This window comes from Clostridium sp. UBA871 (genome assembly GCF_002295255.1).
In the GTDB taxonomy this organism is placed as follows: Bacteria; Bacillota; Clostridia; order Clostridiales; family Clostridiaceae; genus Clostridium_J; species Clostridium_J sulfidigenes.
Genome location: NZ_DBFV01000003.1, coordinates 611,772 through 633,270 on the forward strand (window position 1 = coordinate 611,772; position 21,499 = coordinate 633,270).

At 28.4% G+C, this 21,499-nt stretch carries 25 protein-coding genes; 20 read left to right on the forward strand and 5 right to left on the reverse strand.

Annotation, left to right across the window (positions count from 1 at the left end; all coding sequences use genetic code 11):
• Positions 1-209 precede the first annotated feature (209 nt).
• Genes B3086_RS04620 through B3086_RS04630 form a run of 3 tightly spaced genes read left to right on the forward strand, consistent with a single transcriptional unit; the run spans position 210 to position 2,618 of the window.
• Positions 210-821, forward strand: coding sequence for a class I SAM-dependent methyltransferase (locus B3086_RS04620; protein ID WP_346849008.1), 612 nt, complete (start codon positions 210-212; stop codon positions 819-821).
• A 38-nt stretch (positions 822-859) separates the two neighbouring features.
• Entirely contained in the window at positions 860-1,423 is a 564-nt protein-coding gene (locus tag B3086_RS04625) for a GNAT family N-acetyltransferase (RefSeq protein ID WP_346892870.1), read from the forward strand.
• A complete protein-coding gene (locus B3086_RS04630) occupies positions 1,413-2,618 on the forward strand; it encodes a GNAT family N-acetyltransferase (protein ID WP_346879707.1) in 1,206 nt (401 codons plus the stop codon). Before B3086_RS04625 ends, B3086_RS04630 begins: the two co-directional genes overlap by 11 nt.
• Positions 2,619-3,186: 568 nt before the next feature.
• Here B3086_RS04630 and B3086_RS04635 read toward each other — a convergent pair.
• On the reverse strand, positions 3,187-3,483 hold the full coding sequence (locus B3086_RS04635) for a hypothetical protein (protein ID WP_346849004.1): 297 nt from the start codon (positions 3,481-3,483) through the stop codon (positions 3,187-3,189).
• Between the two features lie 51 nt (positions 3,484-3,534).
• A complete protein-coding gene (locus tag B3086_RS04640) occupies positions 3,535-4,533 on the reverse strand; it encodes a phosphotransferase enzyme family protein (RefSeq protein ID WP_346892872.1) in 999 nt (332 codons plus the stop codon).
• Between the two features lie 339 nt (positions 4,534-4,872).
• Here B3086_RS04640 and B3086_RS04645 point away from each other — a divergent pair, with 339 nt between their 5' ends.
• The 3 genes from B3086_RS04645 to B3086_RS04655 all read left to right on the forward strand — a co-directional run bounded on the left by B3086_RS04645 (position 4,873) and on the right by B3086_RS04655 (position 6,759).
• On the forward strand, positions 4,873-5,214 hold the full coding sequence (locus B3086_RS04645) for a hypothetical protein (RefSeq protein ID WP_346877899.1): 342 nt from the start codon (positions 4,873-4,875) through the stop codon (positions 5,212-5,214).
• Between the two features lie 80 nt (positions 5,215-5,294).
• Positions 5,295-5,783 carry a GNAT family N-acetyltransferase gene (locus B3086_RS04650; RefSeq protein ID WP_346877898.1) on the forward strand — a complete coding sequence of 163 codons (489 nt, stop codon included), beginning with the start codon at positions 5,295-5,297 and terminating at the stop codon, positions 5,781-5,783.
• Positions 5,784-5,952: 169 nt separating this feature from the next.
• The gene (locus B3086_RS04655) at positions 5,953-6,759 is read left to right on the forward strand and encodes a hypothetical protein (RefSeq protein ID WP_346879705.1); all 807 of its coding nucleotides are present in this window, start codon (positions 5,953-5,955) and stop codon (positions 6,757-6,759) included.
• A gap of 96 nt (positions 6,760-6,855) precedes the next feature.
• On the opposite strand, the gene B3086_RS04660 is transcribed toward B3086_RS04655, so the two are convergent.
• Entirely contained in the window at positions 6,856-8,103 is a 1,248-nt protein-coding gene (locus tag B3086_RS04660) for an aminopeptidase P family protein (protein ID WP_346848999.1), read from the reverse strand.
• 276 nt (positions 8,104-8,379) lie between these two features.
• On the opposite strand from B3086_RS04660, the gene B3086_RS04665 reads away from it, so the two are divergent.
• Complete coding sequence (locus B3086_RS04665) at positions 8,380-9,273, forward strand: SPL family radical SAM protein (RefSeq protein ID WP_346892874.1); 894 nt, start codon at positions 8,380-8,382, stop codon at positions 9,271-9,273.
• A gap of 65 nt (positions 9,274-9,338) precedes the next feature.
• Positions 9,339-9,857, forward strand: a complete 519-nt coding sequence (locus tag B3086_RS04670) for a GNAT family N-acetyltransferase (RefSeq protein WP_346879703.1) — start codon at positions 9,339-9,341, stop codon at positions 9,855-9,857.
• Between the two features lie 109 nt (positions 9,858-9,966).
• On the opposite strand, the gene B3086_RS04675 is transcribed toward B3086_RS04670, so the two are convergent.
• Positions 9,967-10,563 carry a GNAT family N-acetyltransferase gene (locus B3086_RS04675; RefSeq protein WP_346879702.1) on the reverse strand — a complete coding sequence of 199 codons (597 nt, stop codon included), beginning with the start codon at positions 10,561-10,563 and terminating at the stop codon, positions 9,967-9,969.
• A gap of 502 nt (positions 10,564-11,065) precedes the next feature.
• On the opposite strand from B3086_RS04675, the gene B3086_RS04680 reads away from it, so the two are divergent.
• The 11 genes from B3086_RS04680 (at position 11,066) to B3086_RS04730 (ending at position 18,638) form a co-directional block, all read left to right on the forward strand.
• Positions 11,066-11,857, forward strand: coding sequence for an alpha/beta hydrolase (locus B3086_RS04680; RefSeq protein ID WP_346879701.1), 792 nt, complete (start codon positions 11,066-11,068; stop codon positions 11,855-11,857).
• Positions 11,858-11,905: 48 nt separating this feature from the next.
• Entirely contained in the window at positions 11,906-12,460 is a 555-nt protein-coding gene (locus B3086_RS04685; RefSeq protein ID WP_346849310.1) for a GNAT family N-acetyltransferase, read from the forward strand.
• A 36-nt stretch (positions 12,461-12,496) separates the two neighbouring features.
• Positions 12,497-12,754 carry a TfoX/Sxy family protein gene (locus B3086_RS04690; RefSeq protein WP_346849309.1) on the forward strand — a complete coding sequence of 86 codons (258 nt, stop codon included), beginning with the start codon at positions 12,497-12,499 and terminating at the stop codon, positions 12,752-12,754.
• Between the two features lie 123 nt (positions 12,755-12,877).
• Positions 12,878-13,693, forward strand: a complete 816-nt coding sequence (locus tag B3086_RS04695) for an alpha/beta hydrolase (protein WP_346879700.1) — start codon at positions 12,878-12,880, stop codon at positions 13,691-13,693.
• A gap of 117 nt (positions 13,694-13,810) precedes the next feature.
• Positions 13,811-14,428 (forward strand): lactate utilization protein, encoded by a 618-nt coding sequence (locus B3086_RS04700; protein ID WP_346849307.1) that lies wholly within the window; start codon positions 13,811-13,813, stop codon positions 14,426-14,428.
• Positions 14,429-14,470: 42 nt separating this feature from the next.
• Positions 14,471-14,953 carry a GNAT family N-acetyltransferase gene (locus tag B3086_RS04705; protein WP_346849306.1) on the forward strand — a complete coding sequence of 161 codons (483 nt, stop codon included), beginning with the start codon at positions 14,471-14,473 and terminating at the stop codon, positions 14,951-14,953.
• A gap of 86 nt (positions 14,954-15,039) precedes the next feature.
• Positions 15,040-15,840 carry a sugar nucleotide-binding protein gene (locus tag B3086_RS04710; protein ID WP_346879697.1) on the forward strand — a complete coding sequence of 267 codons (801 nt, stop codon included), beginning with the start codon at positions 15,040-15,042 and terminating at the stop codon, positions 15,838-15,840.
• 45 nt (positions 15,841-15,885) lie between these two features.
• Positions 15,886-16,458, forward strand: a complete 573-nt coding sequence (locus B3086_RS04715) for a class I SAM-dependent methyltransferase (RefSeq protein WP_346879696.1) — start codon at positions 15,886-15,888, stop codon at positions 16,456-16,458.
• A 51-nt stretch (positions 16,459-16,509) separates the two neighbouring features.
• Positions 16,510-17,223 carry a hypothetical protein gene (locus B3086_RS04720; RefSeq protein WP_346849303.1) on the forward strand — a complete coding sequence of 238 codons (714 nt, stop codon included), beginning with the start codon at positions 16,510-16,512 and terminating at the stop codon, positions 17,221-17,223.
• A 59-nt stretch (positions 17,224-17,282) separates the two neighbouring features.
• Entirely contained in the window at positions 17,283-18,113 is an 831-nt protein-coding gene (locus B3086_RS04725; RefSeq protein WP_346849302.1) for an alpha/beta hydrolase, read from the forward strand.
• Positions 18,114-18,305: 192 nt separating this feature from the next.
• The gene (locus B3086_RS04730) at positions 18,306-18,638 is read left to right on the forward strand and encodes a hypothetical protein (RefSeq protein WP_346892876.1); all 333 of its coding nucleotides are present in this window, start codon (positions 18,306-18,308) and stop codon (positions 18,636-18,638) included.
• 73 nt (positions 18,639-18,711) lie between these two features.
• Here the strand turns inward: B3086_RS04730 and B3086_RS04735 are convergent, their stop codons facing one another.
• A complete protein-coding gene (locus B3086_RS04735; protein ID WP_346892878.1) occupies positions 18,712-19,821 on the reverse strand; it encodes an ABC transporter ATP-binding protein in 1,110 nt (369 codons plus the stop codon).
• 214 nt (positions 19,822-20,035) lie between these two features.
• On the opposite strand from B3086_RS04735, the gene B3086_RS04740 reads away from it, so the two are divergent.
• Positions 20,036-21,445, forward strand: a complete 1,410-nt coding sequence (locus B3086_RS04740; RefSeq protein ID WP_346892880.1) for a hypothetical protein — start codon at positions 20,036-20,038, stop codon at positions 21,443-21,445.
• Positions 21,446-21,499 lie beyond the last annotated feature (54 nt).

Here is a 21,499-nt window from a genome sequence, read left to right on the forward strand (position 1 = left end):
TGGATGTGGAAGTGGGGCATTACACACTTAGACAATGATTTATTACTTGTGGAATTTAGAAACAGAAAAATGGTGTAGTATATTGGAAAAATATTTTCATATATATCTTAAAAAGGATATTTACTATAATCAACATGAACAGTATAATAGATTATTTTTATTAGTAAACAAATAGTATAAATTTTAAATATAAGGAGTGGTAATAAAATATGCATAACCTTATAAATGCTATTCCGTTATATAATTTCTTAAAATATTGTAATAACAATTCCTCTGAGAAAATTATATTAGACTGTGGTGCTGGTGGTTCTAATCCACCTCTTTCTTTGTTTTATGAATTTGGATATGAAACCTATGGAATTGAAATATCTGAAGATCAACTAGAAAAAGCAAGGGCATTTTGTATAGAACAAGATAAAGATTTAAATATCATATTTGGTGATATGAGAAAAATACCTTTTGAAAATGAGTTTTTTAGTTTTTTGTATTCTTATAATACATCTGTTCATATGAAAAAAGAAGATTTCTCACTTGCTTTATCAGAATTTTATAGAGTGTTAAAACCTGGAGGACTATGCTATGTGAATTTTTTAGGTGAAGAGTGTGATACTTATGGCATAGGAAAAGAAATTGGTGAAGGGGAGTTTTTACAAATTGAAGATAATGATGAAGTGATCTATTGTCATTATAAGGATAACGAAATTGAGCAAGCCCTTACAAAATTTGAAGTTATATATAAGGAAAAGAAATCAGTAAAAAGAAATATCGATGATAGAGAAAATACATCAGTTTATCTTGAATATATACTAGTGAAAAAGTAATTGAATAAGATTAGTTGTATAATTGGGGGGATGAATCAATGATTGAAATTAGACAATTAAAGGAATCTGACATGCAGCAGGCCTTAGAATTAAAGATTTTGTGCTGGACGGAAGAGTTGGCAGGTAAGGCTGAAAACACCCTTTCAGTTTCTCAAGAATTAGACTTCTGGGTAGAGTGGATGCATACAGGGAAAGAAAATAATGATGTTCGCTTGTTAATTGGAGCATTTGAAAATGACAAGATGCTTGGAGTAGCCTTTAGCAGTTTTGCGGAAACCTTTGATATACCTGAAAAAGGTATAGAGTTAAATGGGATTTGGGTATATCCTGACCAGCGAAATAGGGGGATTTCTCTCATGATGATTATTTATACATTGAGTTTCTACATGTCTATGGGTATGGAAAAGATTGTTATCTATAACCATCATTATGCAGCATCAAATCAGTTTTATCACAAATTTTGTGGACAAGTTGCCAAACAAGAATATCAGATGGAGGGTAAACTTTTGGTGGATGTATTCTTAATAGACATATTATCAATGAAAAGCAGAATGGAGCAATCTCTAAAGAAATATATAGGAGAATATGCCTATGAAAATTAAAAAAATTAAAGCTGAGAATATTGAGCAAGTAAGGGAGCTACACGTATATTGTACAGGCCGTCAGTGGACTGATACTAAACCAGCAAAGGATGAATTATCATTTTATACTCCTGATGAAATATTAGGAATGTTTGATGAAGAGAAACTAGTAGCTATGATAAGGAACTATACATTTAATCAGTCAGTGAGAGGTGTAATTAAGAAGATGGGAGGGGTTTCCCATGTGGCTACTTTTCCTGAATATCGTTTGCAGGGATATGTAAAGGACTTGATAAAATCAGCATTTATAGATATGAAAGAAAAAAATCAATCTATTAGTTTATTACATCCTTTTAAAGAAAGTTTTTATAATTCTTTTGGGTATGTGGGTACAAATGACAATTTGCTAGTTAAAATTTCTTTAGATGGATTTTTTCATTATTTAAAAGATGTATCAAAAATAAATGGTGAATGGGAAGAGAAAAGAGTAAGAGCTATTGAGGTGCAAGAGGAATTTGAAGCATTTAAATTTGAACTTGATTTGTTGGAGCATCATGGACTTGTTTTTCTCAATAATATGTCCAAGGAGTATTGGATAGAAGATCATGGTGGTGTAATTGTAGTATTTATAAAGAAAAATAATAAAACTATGGCAGCAGCAAAGTATATTAAAATAGGATCAGGAGAAAATGGAAAAATTTTTGTGGCAGAAATGTATTGGAAAGACATAGAAAGCAGAGTGATGTTATTCAGATATTTTGCAAAGCACAAAGACCAATTTTCACATATAGAATTAAGAGTTCCATATGGTACTAATTTTTGGACATGGTTGAATGATCCAATGAGGCCTTTTGAAGTAAAGATTAACAATAATCCATGGATGGTAAGAATTATTGATGCAGTAGAAGCAATGAATGATATTAATGTAGCTTTAGAAGGTAATATTATTTTAGAATTATATGATGAACATTGTCAGTGGAATAATGGTATTTATAAGTTAGAAGCTGTGAATAAGAAACTAAAAATGAGCAAATATGAGAGTAAAAAACCAGATGTAAAGATGGACATAAAAGGGCTTACCGCACTATTGTATGGTGCATACTCCGTAGAAGAGCTTGAATTTAAGGAATGGATTATACTATCAGATTCAAAGTTTAAAATAATATTAGACCATTGGTTTCCTAGAAAGTTTCTTTATAATCCATATTATTTTTAATGGTGTAGTTTGTAATAATGATTTTTAAAAGATATAACATGGAATTTGATAATTGTAGTATAAGTATTGTTAAATGTGATGAGATAAGCAATACGATAGCTGTGAAATGCATTAATGATACAGGGCACTTGGAGGAAATAGGAGAGTAGAAGGTTAGGAAGATGCTTTCGCAAAATATATCACTAATCTTATATAAACTGTTGAGCATGTACTTTAATATTATTGTTAACGAACGCCATTTGCATAAGTAAGAATCTAAATCTTTGATTTAGTTATTCGAACTCAGTTCTTCTAATTTATTAGAAGAACCTCCTAGAATATTTATTACTTAGGATTTATGAATGGTAAAATCGTAAAGCAACGCAACTTGTTTGAGTGAATACGAGTTGTTGTGTTGTAGATTTTAACTTGAATAAATCCTTTTAGTAAATCAATGCTTCGAAACGGCTGAACAGCAATAATATAAGTACAAGCTCAACATTTACTTAGATTAGCTTATTTTGCGAAGGCCCCTCATACTTTCATAAAAATATAATCATTTAAGTGTTCAATACTATTATAACTCCTTCTAATGATTTTTACGTCCATTTTTATTGGAAGATGCTATAGAAGCTATGATAATAAAAATAGATATATTTACAAGGTTAATGTAGAAATCTATACTGCTACCACTTAGGTTATATTCATCAACATATATTCCTCCTTGCCATATACTTAAATTTGATATAAGTACTAAGAATAGAGAATTTACTATAATAATAAAGGAATTAATGGCTTTACCTCTATATTTCATAAGTATCATATATAATAAGTTGAAAATAAGAAATGCTAAACATGCATATGAAAATGCCCCCAAAAGATCCAAAATGTTATCCTCCTAAAATAAATATTTAAGTATATAAAAGAATTATGTAGTTTATACATAGTTCTCACTTACTATAGAAATTCCTTGTTCGATTCTAGATTTGCTCTGAGAAATATAGTTTTTCATCCATTGACTCATGTTAGAAAAACCAGTGCTACGACATATACCTATATAGACGATAAGTTCTCTTAGTTGAAGAAATAGAGGTATTTGTTTTAGCCAATATTCATCTATATGATTTTCTTTAAGGTAACCATCCATAAAGCTTTTCATAAAAATACAACTTTGAGCTTGTCTTTCATCCATGCTATCATCTAAGAATACATAAGTAATATAAAACAATTGAATAGCTATATCTTCAATAAACCAACTATATTGACACTCATCAAAATCAAATATATTAATATCTTTATTATCTAGGAAAAAATTTCCAACATTAATATCTCCGTGAATAATTCCAAAGGAATCAGAATCCTTACAGAGATTATTTATTCTATTCACTATATCATCATAACTTTCAAAAATCTTGAACTGATCAGCAGAAATATATTTCTTTATGTTTTGCAGATAGTAATTATGTGACCAATCAGGTCTCTTAATTTCTTTTGATGAAGGTATGTACTTCTTAGATAAAAAATGCATTTTCCCTGTTAATCTACCACATTTCTCAAATAAATCTTTATTACTAATGCATTCAGGATATCCAATATTTCTTCCAGTAGCTTTTTCAAAAGAAGTAGCTGTAAAGTACGATCCTCCTATATGGATTTTTTCTGATAAATTACCAGAGATAGAGTAGATGGGCTTTGAAGCTGACACTCCATTATTAATTAAATATAAAACCCAGTCAAGTTCACCTTTTATAAGGTTATCGCTTCTATGTGAGCTATGAGTAAATCTTAAAATATAAGATTTCTCCTGCTTTTTATATTCATAAACATAGTTTTGAAAACCTCCAATTAAATTTAGTGTAGACATATCTATATTAAACTTTCTTGCCGCTTCTCCTAAAATTTGATTATTAAATAATTTCTCAATTTCTCTATCCAATTCTTCCACTTCCTTATTAAAATAAATATAATTCTGAGTTTAAATTTTAGACCAATTTATATAGCATGATTTGAGGTCATAATACGTCAATGTATACATATCTGGTAATCAAAAAATATATAGTTGTACAATAGTATAAGAATATTTTACTATAATTAACTTAAATGGTGTATATTTTAAGAGGAAAATTTAATATAATTTCATGTGGTATTATAACTCCATTATGCTAATAAAAAATGATATTCATGGAGATAATTAGCTTTTAATTTGAACATATGTTATAATATGGTAAAACAAGGTTGTGCTTATTAAATATTGTGTAGCATTGGGGGAGTTAAAATGAAAATAAAATCACATACGAAACTTAATTTATATTCCTTTATATCTATTGGGATTAGTGCAGTTATATATTTTATATTTATGATCATGGATATATTTTATCTACCTAAAGATAATGAGTTACTTTTACTAATCACCATATCATTAATTTTAGTAATTAGTATTATTGGAATGATATATAGCATTTTAAGTTCAAAATCACTAAGAGAAAGAGAGATTAGTAATATATGTGTTCCTAAAGTGGATTTATTTTTAACAATCGCTGCCCTAATTATAAATGTTGGTATTGTAGTTTTAACCCTACCAGCGCTTATTATTACTATAAAATTTATGTATTTTTAAGTGAAATATATTTGTATGTAGGTTATAAAATTTTTGAGTTTGATATCTTGTACTAATTATTTATAAAGGAGGATAAGTAAATGAGCATACAACTTAGAAAGAGGTTAATTAACCAAATAGAAAGACCATTTCAATTTAAAATCAGTGACCTAGTTTTAGAAGGAGCAGAGTTAGAAAGTAAATTAAATACTTATCTATCAATGTTTATAGAGGGAACCTTAGACACTGACCTTTCTGGTAAAAAACCAGATAAGTTTATTGAAAATCTTAGGAATAATATTTTGGGAGATTTTTCGAAACGATATATTATAACTGCACAATGTAAGGATGATGTAATAGGTATTTTAATAGCTTTACCTGGAAGTGTGAATGAGATGCATATTTATTCACTGCATGTTGCACCAGATCATAGAAATAAAGGAGTTGCTTCTACACTATTAGCTACCTGTGTAAATGATATGCATAAAAAGAATATAGAAGATATTATTATAGATGTACATATAGACAATAAACCTGCTTATGATCTATATAAAAAATTTGGATTTATTGAAGTTGAGAATATAATTTAATAAAGGAATAATGTTAAGTATATTAAAGCCATAGATATTAATAATTAAATTAAATAAAAAATAATAATGAATATTTAGAAAATATGCTATAATAGAAATATTAAAAACAGAATAATTATAATTTAGTTTTAATAGTGGTAACAATTATCTAAAGAACGGAGGAAGGCTTTTGATATACATTACAGAACCTGGATTTGAACCGAAGCATATAAATCCATTTACAGATGAAAGATATACTGATGATTGGATTGTATTTTGCTTAACTAATTCTAAGAATTATGAAATAACCAATGGAAGAGGCAATTCATCTGTATATACTTTAAAGGTAAGTAAAAAGTGTAAGCAGTGGGAATTTAATCTTATGGATTTTATAGAATATGAAAATAGCTATTGTAAGAATATGATTTTGTCGGTAGATGAGGAAGACTTAATTAAAGCAAAGGAAGCATATGAGAATCATCATTATAATGAAGCTTTTTTAAGGGGAAATGAACCTAGGGTTCTTATTCATAGTACCACAATGGAGAATTGGGAAAAAATTAAAAGCGATGGATGTTTAAAGTCGTGGAATATACTAAAAAAAGAAGGCAGCAACTACATGGACAAGCCTATAGGTGAGCTTCTTGGTGATCCAAAGGACTATAGTGATTATATTATGTTTTCTAATGGGAATGTTTCAAGTGAAGTCGTTGTATTATCCAAGGAAAATAATAAAATTATTATGGATGAGAAAATGAAATATAAAACAGGTGCAAGGTTATATTTTGATATTGAAAAAATAGCTAAAGATGGATTATTAGTTCGTGATGGCTGTTATCTAAAGGTAAAGGGCATGTTACCCCTAGATAAATATCTAATCTGGACTGCTACATGGGAAAATCTTAATCTAGAAAATAAATATTCTACACCTGAGAACTTTACAAAAATAGCAAATGAAACCTTCAATTCTCTCTTTGGAGATGCACTTATTAAATAAAAGTTTATATATTAAAAAAGGAGAGAAGTAAATTTGTGTTTACACAAACTTACTTACTCTCCTTCATATTTTAAAGGATTAAAAAATTCTTTGTTTTTAACATTTTTTCATAAATTCTTCAATTTCTTCGACAGTTTTTATAATCTCATCAGACAAGACTTTACATCCATTTTTAGTTATAACTACATCATCCTCAATTCTTATTCCTATGCCTTCTTGGGATAAATATAGGCCAGGTTCTACTGTAATTACCATGCCTTCTTCAAAAGGCGCATCATAATCTTCTACATCATGGGTATCTAGTCCTAAATGATGACTTACTTGATGATAGTAATAATTAGACAATTCATTTTCATCCTTTATTATACCAAGGTCAATTAATCCCTCTGTTAAAGCTTTTTTTGTAACCTCATTTATTGACTGAAAAGTATGACCTGGTTTAAGAGCTTTTATAGTTTCAAGTTCAGCATTTAATACTATATTGTATATTTGTTTTTGTCTTTCGGTAAACTTACCGTTAACAGGAAAGGTTCTAGTTATATCTCCATGATAATAATTCCATGCTGCACCTACATCACATAAAACCAAAGAGTTATCATTAATTTCGCAATTATTATCTTCATAATGGAGAATTGTTCCATTTTTTCCACTGGCAATTATACTTGGAAAGGCAAAATCTTTCACACCATTGTTTTTTAATGAAAAATCGAAATAGGACTCAAGTTGATATTCCATAATATTAGGTTTAGCATTTTTCATCATCGCTTCTATTCCTAATTTAGTTTTCTCTATAGCAGATTTAATTTCTTTAATTTCCTCTTTTTCTTTGCACATTCTTAGAATGGATAACTTAGGATATACGTTGTGTATAAATACCTGAGAGTATCTTTCCTTTAAATCTTTGGCAAAGCAACCATTAGTAGTTAAATCATCTTCATAGGCATCTTTTTCTAAATCTAAATATATATGGACTAAATTTTTAGTTGATATTAAACTATTTAAATCTGTTTTAAAGTCATCTATAAATCTAATATCATTTATTCCAGATATTTTTTTAGCATCCTCAACATTAATACTCTTACCTACCCACTTAGCTCTTTTTTCATCAAATTTTCTGATATAAAGTCTTTCTTCTATATTCCCATTTCTATCTTTAATAACTACAAGATTTATATGCTCTTCATCAACTCCACACAGGTAATAGAAATTTCTATTTGGTGTGAACTTATAATTATAGTCATTTGATTTCTTCGGTGCTTTTCCAGCAAACATTATTAATATGGATCCATTAGCTAATTCCATTGATAACTTTAGCCTATTCTTCTTGAAAAAATCTTTATTCATTTCAAACAACCCCTTCATTAAGTAATAGATAATAGTTAAGTTCAAGGCACATTAAATTTTTTATAAAAGATGTTTATATAATAATATTAACCTAATTTCAGCCTATAGTAAATGATTACATAAGTGAAAATATAGAAACTTATTCATGGATAAAAATAATTTTTTTTCTTAAAGATATGTTTAATATACATATGTATGGTAAAATATTACCCATAAGTAAAAAATGAAATAATTAGTTTTTATATTCCTTATTATTGTTATATTGGAGGTGAATAAATGGCAAAGATTAGAGAAATTACTTGTGATGTAGCGTGTAATAAATTAAAAAGAAAAATACCTTTTGCCTGGGATTTAAACATATATCGAGGTTGTGAACATGGTTGTAAATATTGTTATGCTATGTATTCACATCAATATTTAGATTCAGATAAATATTTTGAAGACATATATGTAAAAACTAATGTGGTTGAACAATTGGAAAAACAACTGAGTAGTCCTTCGTGGAAAAGGGAAGTTGTTAATATTGGAGGGGTAACAGATAGCTATCAACCAGTAGAAGAACAGTATAAACTAATGCCGGATATATTAAGACTTATGATAAAGTATAAAACACCATGCATTATTTCAACTAAATCAGATTTAATTTTAAGAGATTATGATTTAATAGATGATCTTTCTAGGGTTACCTATGTAAATATAGCAGCTACAATTACATCTATGGATGAAAATATACGAAAATTAATTGAACCAAATGGAGTAGAATCTTTAAAACGATTTGCAATGTTAAAGGAATTTAGTAAAACCAATGCATCTACTGGACTTCATTTTATGCCTATTATTCCATATATAACAGATACTTTTGAAAATATAAATTCTCTATATTTTCATGCTAAAGAATGTGATGTGGATTACGTTCTACCAGGAACTCTTTATTTAAGAGGTAGTACAAGAAAAGTATTTTTAGATTTCATAAAGAAAGAATTTCCAAAGATATATGATGACCTAGTATTATTATATAAAACTGGTGGAGCAAATAAGGAATATAAAAATAATTTATATAAAACAGTAAATGCTTTGAGAGAAAAATATGGTTTATCAAGTAGTTATTCCAAACCAATGAAAGAAAAGTTAAATCAAGAATGCCATACTCAATTATCAATTTTTGATTGAAATTGGAAAATATAATACAAATGGCAAATTGGAAAATATTTAAAGTGTAGAAAGGTATTATAATTATGATGAAGATAAAAAATCACAATGAACTTATAATTAGAAAAGCAACAGTTGAAGATTCTAATGAAATTGTAATGTTAGTGAAACAAGTAATGGGCGAGGTAAGTTTCTTTCCTAAAGACCCAGACGAATTTGACTTAACAGCTGAAGACGAGGCAGAATATATTAAAAATACATCTTTATTTTTAGTAGCAGAGATAAATGAGAAAATAGTAGGTTCTACCACATTACAAAGGGGTAGAACTAAAAGGACAAGTCATGTTGCAGATTTTGGTATAACAATTTTAAGGGAATACAGTGGGTTAAAAATAGGAACTTTGTTAATGGAAGAGGTTATAAAGTGGTGCAAAGAAAATCAAGTTGAGAAAATTGAATTAGAGGTTTTTGAAGAAAATACACCTGCTATAGCACTTTATAAAAAGTTCGGATTTATTGAAGAGGGAAGAAAAAATAAAAACATAAAAATCAAAGGTGAATACAAAAACACATTGTTACTAGCTAGATTTTTAAAAGACAGTTAGGTATATTTTCTTAAAGGGAAGTCTGTTTTCAGACTTCCCTTTATTTCTTTTACTAAAAGATTAAATAATTCTTAGAGTTATTATAAATTATAGGTTGTTGGAAATTTTACTAACTTCTAACTAGAAGCATTACCAAATTATCTCTATATTGACCTTCATGAAGTTCTCTTTTTTCAAGGATTTTAATAGCTTTGAATCCACATTTTTCATAACATTTAATGGCACGGCTATTCCAGGTTTGAGGATCTATGAGAATAACATCAACACTTTTTACTTCAAATAAGTATTTAGTTAAAAGCTTTATGGCTTTAGTGCCAATTCCTTGGTTTTGATACTCTGTCTCACCTATGAACAAATCAATTCCATAAGGATTATCATAGTTTTCAACCTCAAGGTCTTTCTTTTCACTTTCATAATAATATTGAACATATCCAATGGGTTTTTCATTAAGCTCAATGATACATGTAGTAACAGATTCTTTACCTAAAATCCTTGGAGAGTATTTTTCTTTTATTCTATCTATGCTAAAGGCATTATCTCTACCTTCATAGTAAAAAAGAACTTCAGGATTACTTATCCATTTTGACATTAAGATATAATCAAAAGGATTATCCTCCATCTTACGAATCGAAATTCCATCAGCCATACATAAAATTTTATGATTTTCACTTTCTTTATTTAGTATGAGTTTTCCTATTTTTTTCATTGTATTATCCTCCTAAAATTTAATAGAGTTACTAAATAGATTTATAAAATTATATAAGGAGGACCTCTTGGAAGTTTAATATTAATGAATACATGTTATCTAGGAGGTTTCAAAATAATTGCTTTCCTATTTTTCATAATTATATTAGCTCCTTTCTTTGTTAGAATAATTCATTTGCCATATAACTGTGCTTTTATAATTTTATTAATTGTCATTTAATATTTACATTAATCGGATTTAATAATCTATATATTTATCATACCATTATTTACCACGATATAATATCTATATTTAATTTTAAATACATTTTTATAATCAATGAAACTCATTAAAAACTAAATTTTAAATTTTATAATAATGTATATAGAGAATATTTGTAATGGATTTAAAAGTTTTGTATAATAAAGAAATAAATGGTTAAAAGATTATAGCTGAAATTTACTTGCGAAAAGGTCTAATTTTTAATGTATTAGATTATTAAGTATAAGAAGGAGTAATTAATGTGATTAATATACGGACATATGGAAGTGAACCATCATATGATATAGCAGTTATTCACGGGGGACCAGGTGCTCCAGGTGGAATGGCACAAGTAGCAAAAGAAATATCAAAAAAGTATGGAGTTTTGGAACCTATGCAATCAGAAGACTCTATTGATGGACAAGTTAGTGAACTTAAAGAATTGCTTGAAAATAATGGACAATTTCCAGTAACACTAATTGGTCATTCATGGGGAGCATGGTTAAGCTATATTTTTGCATGGAAATATCCAGAGTTAGTAAGTAAGGTTATACTTATAGGAAGTGGATCCTATGAAGATATTTATCTTTCATCAATGAATAGTAAAAGAGCTAACAGACTTACAGAAGAAGAAAACTTAAGAGTTGGTACATTATTTCAATTATTAAATGAACATAATAATCCAAACAAAAAAGAAGTATTGCGTGAATTTGGAGAATTAATGGCAAAGGCGGATTCCTATAGTCCAATTTCTATTGAAAATGAATCTCTAGATTTCCAACCAGAAGTTTTTCAAAGTTGTATGGAAGAAATTAATAAATTAAGAAGCAATGGAGAACTTTTGGATTTTGGAAAGAATATAAAATGTCCTGTAATTGCTATACATGGTGAATATGATTCTCATTCTTTTGAAGGTGTTGAAAAGCCACTGACAAGAACCATAAAGGATTTTAAATTCATATTATTAAAGAAATGTGGACATAACCCTTGGAATGAAGTTTATAGTAAAGATAAATTCTATGAAATAATCTTCAGAGAGTTAGAATCAAGATAGATGAGGATAAAGTTAAGGCAAAAGCACTAACTTAAGGAGAAGATTAAAATGATAAGGAATGTTTATGAGCAGTGCCCTATATTAAAAAATCATTTGACTGCATTAAAACAGACAACAATTAAAGATGCAGAGGAATTGCTAAAGTGTTATTCAGATAAAGAGGCTGTGAAATTGTTTAATTCTGATAACTGTAATGGTGATGATTTCTATTATACAACAGTTGAAAGAATGGAGGAGGCAATTAAATTTTGGACTTTTTCCTATGAGAATAAATACTTTGTGAGATGGACGATAATTTTGAATGATACAAATGAAAGAATTGGAACTATTGAAATGTTTAAAAGAGAAGCAGAAGATGAGTTTAACCATTATGGATTATTGAGAATAGATTTGCATAGTAAATATGAAAAACAAAAATATATAGATGATATTTTAGAAATTGTAAATAAGAATTTTTTTGAACTCTTTAATGTTGAGGGAATTCTTACAAAAGCAATTCCAAATGCAACTGAGCGTATTGAGTCATTAAAGAAAAAATATTATGTACCATTAAATAGAAAAATGATGCTATATGATGATTATTTTATAAGGACAAAAGTATAAGTTTAAAATTTAAATAACTTTAAATAGGAGGAAACTATGAGTAAATTATCTGAATTACCTAATATAGGTAAGAAACTAGAAGAACAACTTAATGAAGTCGGCATAAAAACTGTTGAACAATTAAAAACAGTCGGGAGTAAACAGGCATGGTTAGATATTAAAGCCATAGACGATTCTGCTTGTATCAATAGGTTATGTGCATTAGAGGGAGCAATACAAGAAATCAGATGGCATTCTCTTTCAGAGGAAGTAAAGCGAGATCTAAAAGAATTCTATAATACAGTAAAAAGCTAAGTAAATCTAATATTCCTATAATATCACCAAACAATATATTGGACAATCATCATGAAAATACTCACATAAAACTTCTGAGTGAATAATCTATCAATATAGTTATTTCATTGATGGAGGTAATGAGTGGGATATTATATTAAAGTTGAACCAAATGTGAAAATTTATGTAGAGGATCTTAATCCAGAAGGAAAAAAAACAATTCTATTTTTACATGGTTGGCCTGGTAACCATAATCTGTTTGAATATCAGTTTGACCAATTTCCAAAGTATGGGTATAGATGTATCGGAATAGACACCAGAGGTTTTGGAGATTCTGATAAACCTTATGATGGATATGATTATGATCGTTTATCTGATGATGTTAGATGTGTAGTAGATGCACTAAGTCTTAGAGATTTCACACTAGCAGGGCATTCAACAGGTGGAGCTATAGCTATTAGATATATGGCTCGTCATAAAGGATATGGAGTATCTAAGCTAGTTCTTATATCTGCAGCAGCACCTAGTCTTATTAAGCGTAAAAACTTTCCATATGGATTGGATAGAGAAGAAGTTGTTAAAATTATTGATGGGACATATAATGATAGGCCTAAAATGCTGAGAGATTTCGGAGATATATTTTTCTTTAAATATATATCTGAACCATTTTCTCAGTGGTTTTTTAATCTTGGATTACAAGCAGCAGGATGGTCTACAGCGGCTATTGCAAACACGTGGCTAGGTGAGGAAAAATTATTTTCTGATTTAGAGACTATAAGAGTTCCAACATTAATTCTTCATGGCATTCATGATAAAGTGGTTCTATTTGAGTTAGCTGAAATTCAAAATCAGTGTATTAGAAATTCAAAACTTGTACCATTCAAATATAGTGGTCATGGAGTATTTTACGATCAGAAAGAAAAATTTAATGAAGAATTAATGAGATTTGTTGAAGAATAGAAGCTTATAACATAGGAGTATTTAATAAGAAATTAAAATGTTTATCTATAGAATACCGTACTATTCATTTATGTATATACGGTATTTTCTATATGAAATTATTATGGAGGTATAATCATGGATACAAATACTATAAATAAGTTAAAAGAAAACTTTAGGATGAGAAATATAGAGGTTGAATGTTTTGAAGATTTAACTGAAGTTAAGAATCATATATTAAAAATTATACATGAAGAATGTATCATTGGAATTGGTCATTCAGCTACCCTTCAGAAAATGAATATAGTAGAATCACTGATGGACAGAGGAAATATAGTTTATGATAAAGAACTTGGAAAAACTAAGGATGAAACTAAAATGCTGAAAAAGAAAGCTCTTATAACTGATTGGTATATTACTGGTTCTAATGCTGTGACCACTGATGGGAGAATTATCAATGTGGATCATAGTGGAAATAGGGTAGCAGCAATTACTTTTGGACCAGATAAAGTAATTGTAGTTGTAGGTAAAAATAAAATTGTAGACAATGTTGAAGAGGGAATGAAAAGAGTTAAGAACATAGCATGTCCTTTAAATGCAAAAAGAGCAGGTTATAATCCACCCTGTGTAGAAATAAATAGATGTGTAGATTGTAAATCAAAGGAAAGGGTTTGTAATGTTCTTTCCATAATTGAGGGACAAGCGGATAAAAATAGGATGAAATTATTTATAGTTAATGAGGAATGTGGTTTTTAATATGTATTTAACTCAATAGTTACATGAAAGGTAGAGATAAATATGATAATTAGGACGGGTAATTTGAATGAATTAAAGGCTTTATGGAAAAATGAATCTCCCACTAAAGAATATTTCATTAAAGAAATTGAAAAAGATAATATAGAGTTTTGGACAATTGAAAATGAGAAAGATAGCTCGTTAATAGGAGAGCTTTATATATTTTGGAATTCGGAAGATAAGAATGAAGCTAATGGTAAAGACAGAGCTTATCTTTGTGCTTTCAGAATAGAAAAAGGCTTTAGGGGGTTAGGACTTGGGAAGAAGCTCATGGAAAGGGTTCTTCAAAGAGTTGAAGAAAAAGGATTTAAAGAAGTAACAATTGCAGCTGATAACAATGATTTAGAAAGATTAACAGCTATGTATAAATCTTGGGGATTTATTGAATTGGTAAAGTTTCAAAACTACGATTATCATTATATTGATAACAATAATAACCCGACCTACTACGAGATTCCATTTGGATTATACTTAAAAAGATTATAAAAAAAGAAAAAATGGAATAGTATAAATCTTTTTACAATATTAGAATAAGAAAGTATTTACTATATTTTTTAGAAGGGAATACAACTATGAAAATATTAATTATAGGGGCAAGTGGATATTTAGGAAATACAATATATAAGAAACTTAAGAAATGTAATAATGATGATATTTATGGAACTTGTTATAGATTAGGGAATCATGAACTTTTACAAATCAATGTATTGAATAAATTAGATATAGAGAAGTTGCTTTCATTTAAACCTGATATAATTATTTGGAGTATTATTGATGTGGAAAAAGAGATGTCCTTATCTAAAATAGGTATAAATGAGATAGTTACTAATATCTCTAAAGATGTACGTTTAATTTATATTTCTACTACAATTGGAAAAGGAAAGAATCAAACTGAAGATGTAATTACTCATAAACGTATGCCTAATGAATATTTTTCAAAGTATATTAACGGTAAAATTGAAGGCGAAAGTATAGTTAAAAGGCATTCTAATCATGTAATTGTAAGACCAGGGAGTATATATGGTTATGACTATGATGGAAGAATGGATACTAGAATGAAGTCTTTATTGGAAGTTTCAAAAACGGGTAGAAGTTATTCAAGAACCGCAAATTTCTATGCAAGTTTTATTAATGTAGAAGATCTAGCAGAGGCTATAATTGAACTTATATATAGCCATTTTAAAGGAACAATAAATATAGCATGCGAAAAACCAGTAAGTCATTATGATTTTAACATACATTTAGCAAAATTGATGAATATTGATAGCAGTTTTATAGTACCTGATTATAAGCGAGAAGATATTTATCATAATATAAGTGGATATAAAAGAAAAAATATTATTAAAACATTTATAAGGGAGATTCAAGATTAATTAGAGGATATATCAATATACCTTGGTTAAATTAGGGGGCATAGTATGGAGTACATGGGAAATAAGGAATATTGGGATGATAAGTTTAAAAATAGAAGTGACAAGCCGTTGAGTGCTGAAAAATCAATAATTGAAAATATAGCATACTTTAAAAAAGGATCTGTTCTTGATATAGCATGTGGAGATGGTAGAAATACTTTATTTTTTCTTGGAGAAGGATTTCAAGTAACAGGAATTGATTTTAGCAATAAAGCACTTGAAAGGTTGAATAGATTTGCAAAAAGAAATAATTATTTGGTTCATACAAAGCAAATTGATTTAAGTGTAATAAATGTTTTAAAAAATATTGGAACATTTGATAATGTTCTAGTTAACCATTATAGATTAAGCAAGAACCAGCTTGAATATGTGAGAGAATGTATAGCTGATGATGGCATTTTATTTGTATGTGGTTTTGGATGGAAGCATAAAGTAGATACTAAAATTAGAAAAGATGACTTGATTCAGCAAACTGATTTTGAAGATTTAAATAAGTCATTTAAGTTAATTAAATATAGTGAAAGTCAAGATGATAGGGGCTTTATTGTTACGTATATTTTTAAAAAGATAAAATATTAATATATAATGGATGAATAGAGAGAACATATTAGAGAGGATAGGCGTAATAAAATGAAGAATACATGGTTTTGTTATATAAAAATAGATGAAGAAAGTAATTCTGTGTTTACATCAGGAATGACCTTTAAGGACTTTATGAGTGGAATTAAAGAAACACCTAATAACATTCTAGTTTTAAAGGGATTTCCAGATGAGGGCAATTGGAGTCATAAGTTAGGGTTTGAATATATTTTGCAGAATAACATGGAAAGTTTTATAGAAGAAGATGTATATAGTTATGGGGATTTTTGTTGGGTAGATTTTCAATGTGAAGATGATCTTGAGAAAGTTAGTAATGAGGAACTGGCAGAGTTATTGTATTTAGCACATCGAGTTGAACCTTTAAGGAAGTTTACTTTCGATAGTTTACAAAATAGATATGCTTATCTTTGTCATGATGATGATTATATAGTAAAGGTTTATATGAATGATATAAAAGTTTATAAAGAGGTTATTCATCACAAAATTCTTAGTGAGTTAAAGGGAAGAAAAAGAAGTATTGAGCCAGTACCATCAGAGATATTAGATAAACTTTATGATATGTTTAAGGGTGGGGCAGCATTTGATTTTGAGAATGCATATAGTAATGGTGTCAACATATATCCCATTAAAAAAGATGGTTATATTGATGATATACACAAAAGTCTTGATAGAAAGAGAAATATACCTGGATGTGGAATATGCCTTGATTATAATCCTAGAACTAAAAAGTGGATGATATACTAGAAGATCCAGAGGGGAACACTATTGAAATAACAGGAAGATATTTTAAAGAGGTGAAATAAATGTATCTAGAAATGAGGGATAAGGTTAACTTGTATGTAAAGCAATCAGGACAAGGTATTCCGTGTATATTTGTCCATGGTGGACCAGGGGAAGGAAGTCTTGATTTTGAAGTTTTAGGTGGAATTGCATTAGAAGATTTTATGAATATGATATATTTTGACCAAAGAGGAAGTGCAAGATCAGAAGGAGACGAGGAAACTGATTACTCTATTGATAGACTTGTAGAGGATATGGAGGAAATTAGAAAAAAATTAGGCATATCAAAGTGGATAGTCATGGCTCATTCCTTTGGAGGAATTATTGCAACAAACTATGCTCATAAGTATGGAGAGGCTATAGACAAGCTTATTTTATTAAATGTTACTCTTAGCATGGAAGATTCCTTTAAGAGTCAAATATATCATGGATCAAAATTATTATCTGAAAATGAATTAAAGTCCATAGAGGCTAAATCATATATGGAAAAATGGCAACAGATAGTTACTAGACTTATTGAAAAAGATATCTTTTATAAACTTCAATATAAGGAATATGATAATTTTTTAAAATTAAGGGAAGTAAGTAATACAATAGATAGTTTTAATCCATCTATGGCAAATCAAGGACTTAGCAATAAAGAGTATTTAAAAAATTATTTTGATATTACTAAAAAAATAAACATTCCAGTCCTTGTAGTAGCTGGCAATGAAGATTATGCTGTAGGACCAGATCATCATAAAAATTTTATATTTCCTAACATGAAGATTAAAATTATTTCAGGAAAGCACATGTTATATATGGAAAATAAAGAGGAAGTTAAGTCAGTAATTGAAGCATTTATAAAGAGCTAATTTAAGTAGCAAAGACGCTGAAACCCGCATGAACATAACAACTATTTAAATAGTTATATAGTTATATAGTTATATAGGTTTATATATGACTATATAACTAGGTTCATATGTTAATATTTATATAGTTTCATATCTATGAGAGGATATGGACAACTTAGTAAAGTTTTAAGTTATAGAAAGGGGATTAATTCCTTGGAGTATTTTGGGTTAATTGCATTTGTACTAGTCCTATCTCAGATGGGATATTCATCAAAAATAAAAAAATTAGAAGGTGAATTAAAGAATTTAAAAAGAAAGATTAAGGGGGAAGAGGCCTTGTCAAAGTTGTTAAAGGATCTAATTGGTGTGAAATGTATTATTGATTGTGATGGAGCTGTAGTATTTACAGGCAAAAGCGAAATGGAATGTGAAGTTCTTGATGTAGATGATGAGTGGGTTAAGATAACCTATAAAGATAAAAAGAATGTTACTAAAACTAATATTATTCGTATTGAAAGCATAGATAATATAGAGATAATAAGTTAGATAATCAAGTAAAGGTAATAATTAAGCACCTTCCTAAAAATTTTTAAGAAGGTGTTTTCTAAAATTAATAATACTAAACATTTATTCTTTCTTCTGTATCTTTATCAAAAAAATGAAGTTTGCTAGTATCAATTGCTATATTTATTTGTTCTGATTTTATATCTGTAGAAGATGGAACTTTTGCTATTAACTTGTTACCGTTACAATCTAGATATAAGTATGATTCTGATCCCATTAGTTCAGTAATATCAACTTTAGTTGAAATAATATTGCTTAGACTATCTTTAATGGTGTTATTCTCAACATATATATCTTCAGGTCTAAAGCCTAAGATAATAGATTTATTTGCGTAGTTGTTAAATAAAGACTTAATTTTATCTGTATTAGGTAATTTAATTGTAATGCAATTAAGTTTAGCATAAAAATTGTTAGAGTTGTTTATAAGAGTAACTTCTAGGGTATTCATTTTAGGAGATCCCATGAATTCTGCTACAAATAAGTTACAAGGATTATTATATAGATTCATAGGGGTATCTACCTGTTGAATAAGGCCATCTTTCATTAGTACAATCCTATCTGCCATGGTCATTGCTTCTGTCTGATCATGGGTTACATATAGAAAGGTTGTACCTAAAGTTTTATGTAGCTTGATTATCTCAGTTCTCATCTGAGTTCTAAGCTTTGCATCTAAATTTGATAGAGGTTCATCAAGTAGAAACACTGATGGATTACGAACAATAGCACGTCCTAGTGCAACACGTTGACATTGCCCCCCTGACAGCTGCTTAGGTTTACGATATAATAGTTCTTCAATGTCTAGAGTTTTAGCAACTTCAGTGATCTTTTTATGAATTTCATCCTTTGGTACCTTTTTCATTTCAAGTCCAAAAGCCATATTTTTATATACAGTCATATGGGGATATAGAGCGTAACTTTGAAATACCATGGCAATATCTCTATCCCTAGGAGCTACATTGTTTACTAATTTATCACCAATGAATATTTCACCCTCTGTAATACTTTCAAGACCTGCAATCATTCTTAAAGTTGTAGATTTTCCACATCCTGATGGTCCTACTAAAACAATAAATTCCTTATCTCTTATTTCTAAGTTAAAGTTTTCAACAGCAATATTGGTTTCATCATATTTTTTAACAATATTATTAAAGGTTATAGTTGCCATTTTATTACTCCTTTTCATAAGATTTAAATAGGATAACATAGATTATAGCATACTTATTTGAAAGTTTTCATCATATTTTCTTTTAACTATAAAGATTTATATATATTGGTAGAATATTATAATATATAGTATATTAATTATGAATGTATATATTATTTGTTTTAGGGGTGTTTACAGTAAATTTAAATGCAAATAGGATTGTGGGGGAAAAATGATGTTTAAAAGTTTAGGAGAAAGCACAATAACTTTAGTAATTACTATTTTACTAGTAATAGCTTTAGCTACATTATGTGTATTTCTATTTTCAAAGTTGCTTGAGGGGTATAATTTAAAGAAAAAAAAGAAGAGTCATGAAGAACAAGTAGAAGCAGTGGTTACAGTTGATGAAAAAACTTTTGACATTAAAGATGATATAAGGGAAAAAGTTAATAATCAGATAAGTAAAGTAAAAAGAGATGTTATAGAATATGCAAATGATAGAGTTAATAATAGTATGTCTGATGTTTTAGCAACCACTATGAAAGGGAAAAAAAGATTTGTGGAGAAACAGATAGTCAATGAAATAGGAGAAACTGTTAATAATACTTATGAAGATGTAATAAAAGAGGCAAGAAACAAATTTTCACAGAATAATGAGGAGCTCATAGAAATTATAGAAACTAAAATAAAAAATTATGTTAGTGATAATAGTGAAAAAGATTATAGGGGAATTAATAAAGAAATAAATGAGCTTTTAAATGAAAGTATGAATATTTATACTAAAGAAGTAGAACAAATTTTAACTAGACAGAGCACTTCATTAAAGATGCAAATAGGAATGAATATAGACAAGCAGTTCAAGTCTATGAAGGGAGAAATTAAAAATAGTAGTAACATAAATCTAGATGGCTTTGAAAAAAGCTTAAAGAGTCATACTAATAATGTTATGGATGTTTGTATAAGACAAAGTGAGAGACAAATTAATCAAATGGTGGATAACATTACTGATGAATTTGAAGAACTAAAGAAAAAAGGAAATTATGAAAAAATAAGTGAAAATATTAAAAAGAATATAGAAGAATTAGAAGAGAGTTATATGACTTCAGTTCAGAAAAATGTAGATTGTACTATAGAAATAGTGAATAGCTTATCTCGACTAGGGGTAGCTGATTATAAAACTATAAAGGATGATGAAATCATTGATATTTTCAAAGAAGCTTTAATTGCAGCTAAAAGCGAAATAGACATAGTTACTCCTTGGATAAATAACCATGTAATGTATAAGGAAAAAGTATATAGTCTTTTGAAAGAGGCATTAAACAGAGAGGTTAAGGTTAGAATAGTTTATGGCTTAGGTTCCAATAAGGATTTGAATATGGAAGAAATGGAAAGAGGATCAGAAAGAATAGCAGATATCATTAAAGATGATTTTAATAACTATGGTAAACTTTTTGAAATAAAGAAGGGTGATACCTGTGAAAGGGTGTTGATTTGTGATGAAAATCTTGCTCTTATTGGAAATTTCAATTTCTTATCCTTCCATGGAAAATACTCAGAAAATAAGAATTTAAAAAGTCAAGTTGTAGCAGTAATTACAGAAAAAAGAGCCATACAAAGACTTAGAAAAGAAAAAATCGGATTTTAGTTTTGCACAAAGACTGTCTCAAAATTATTTTGGGTCAGTCTTTTATTTATGTGT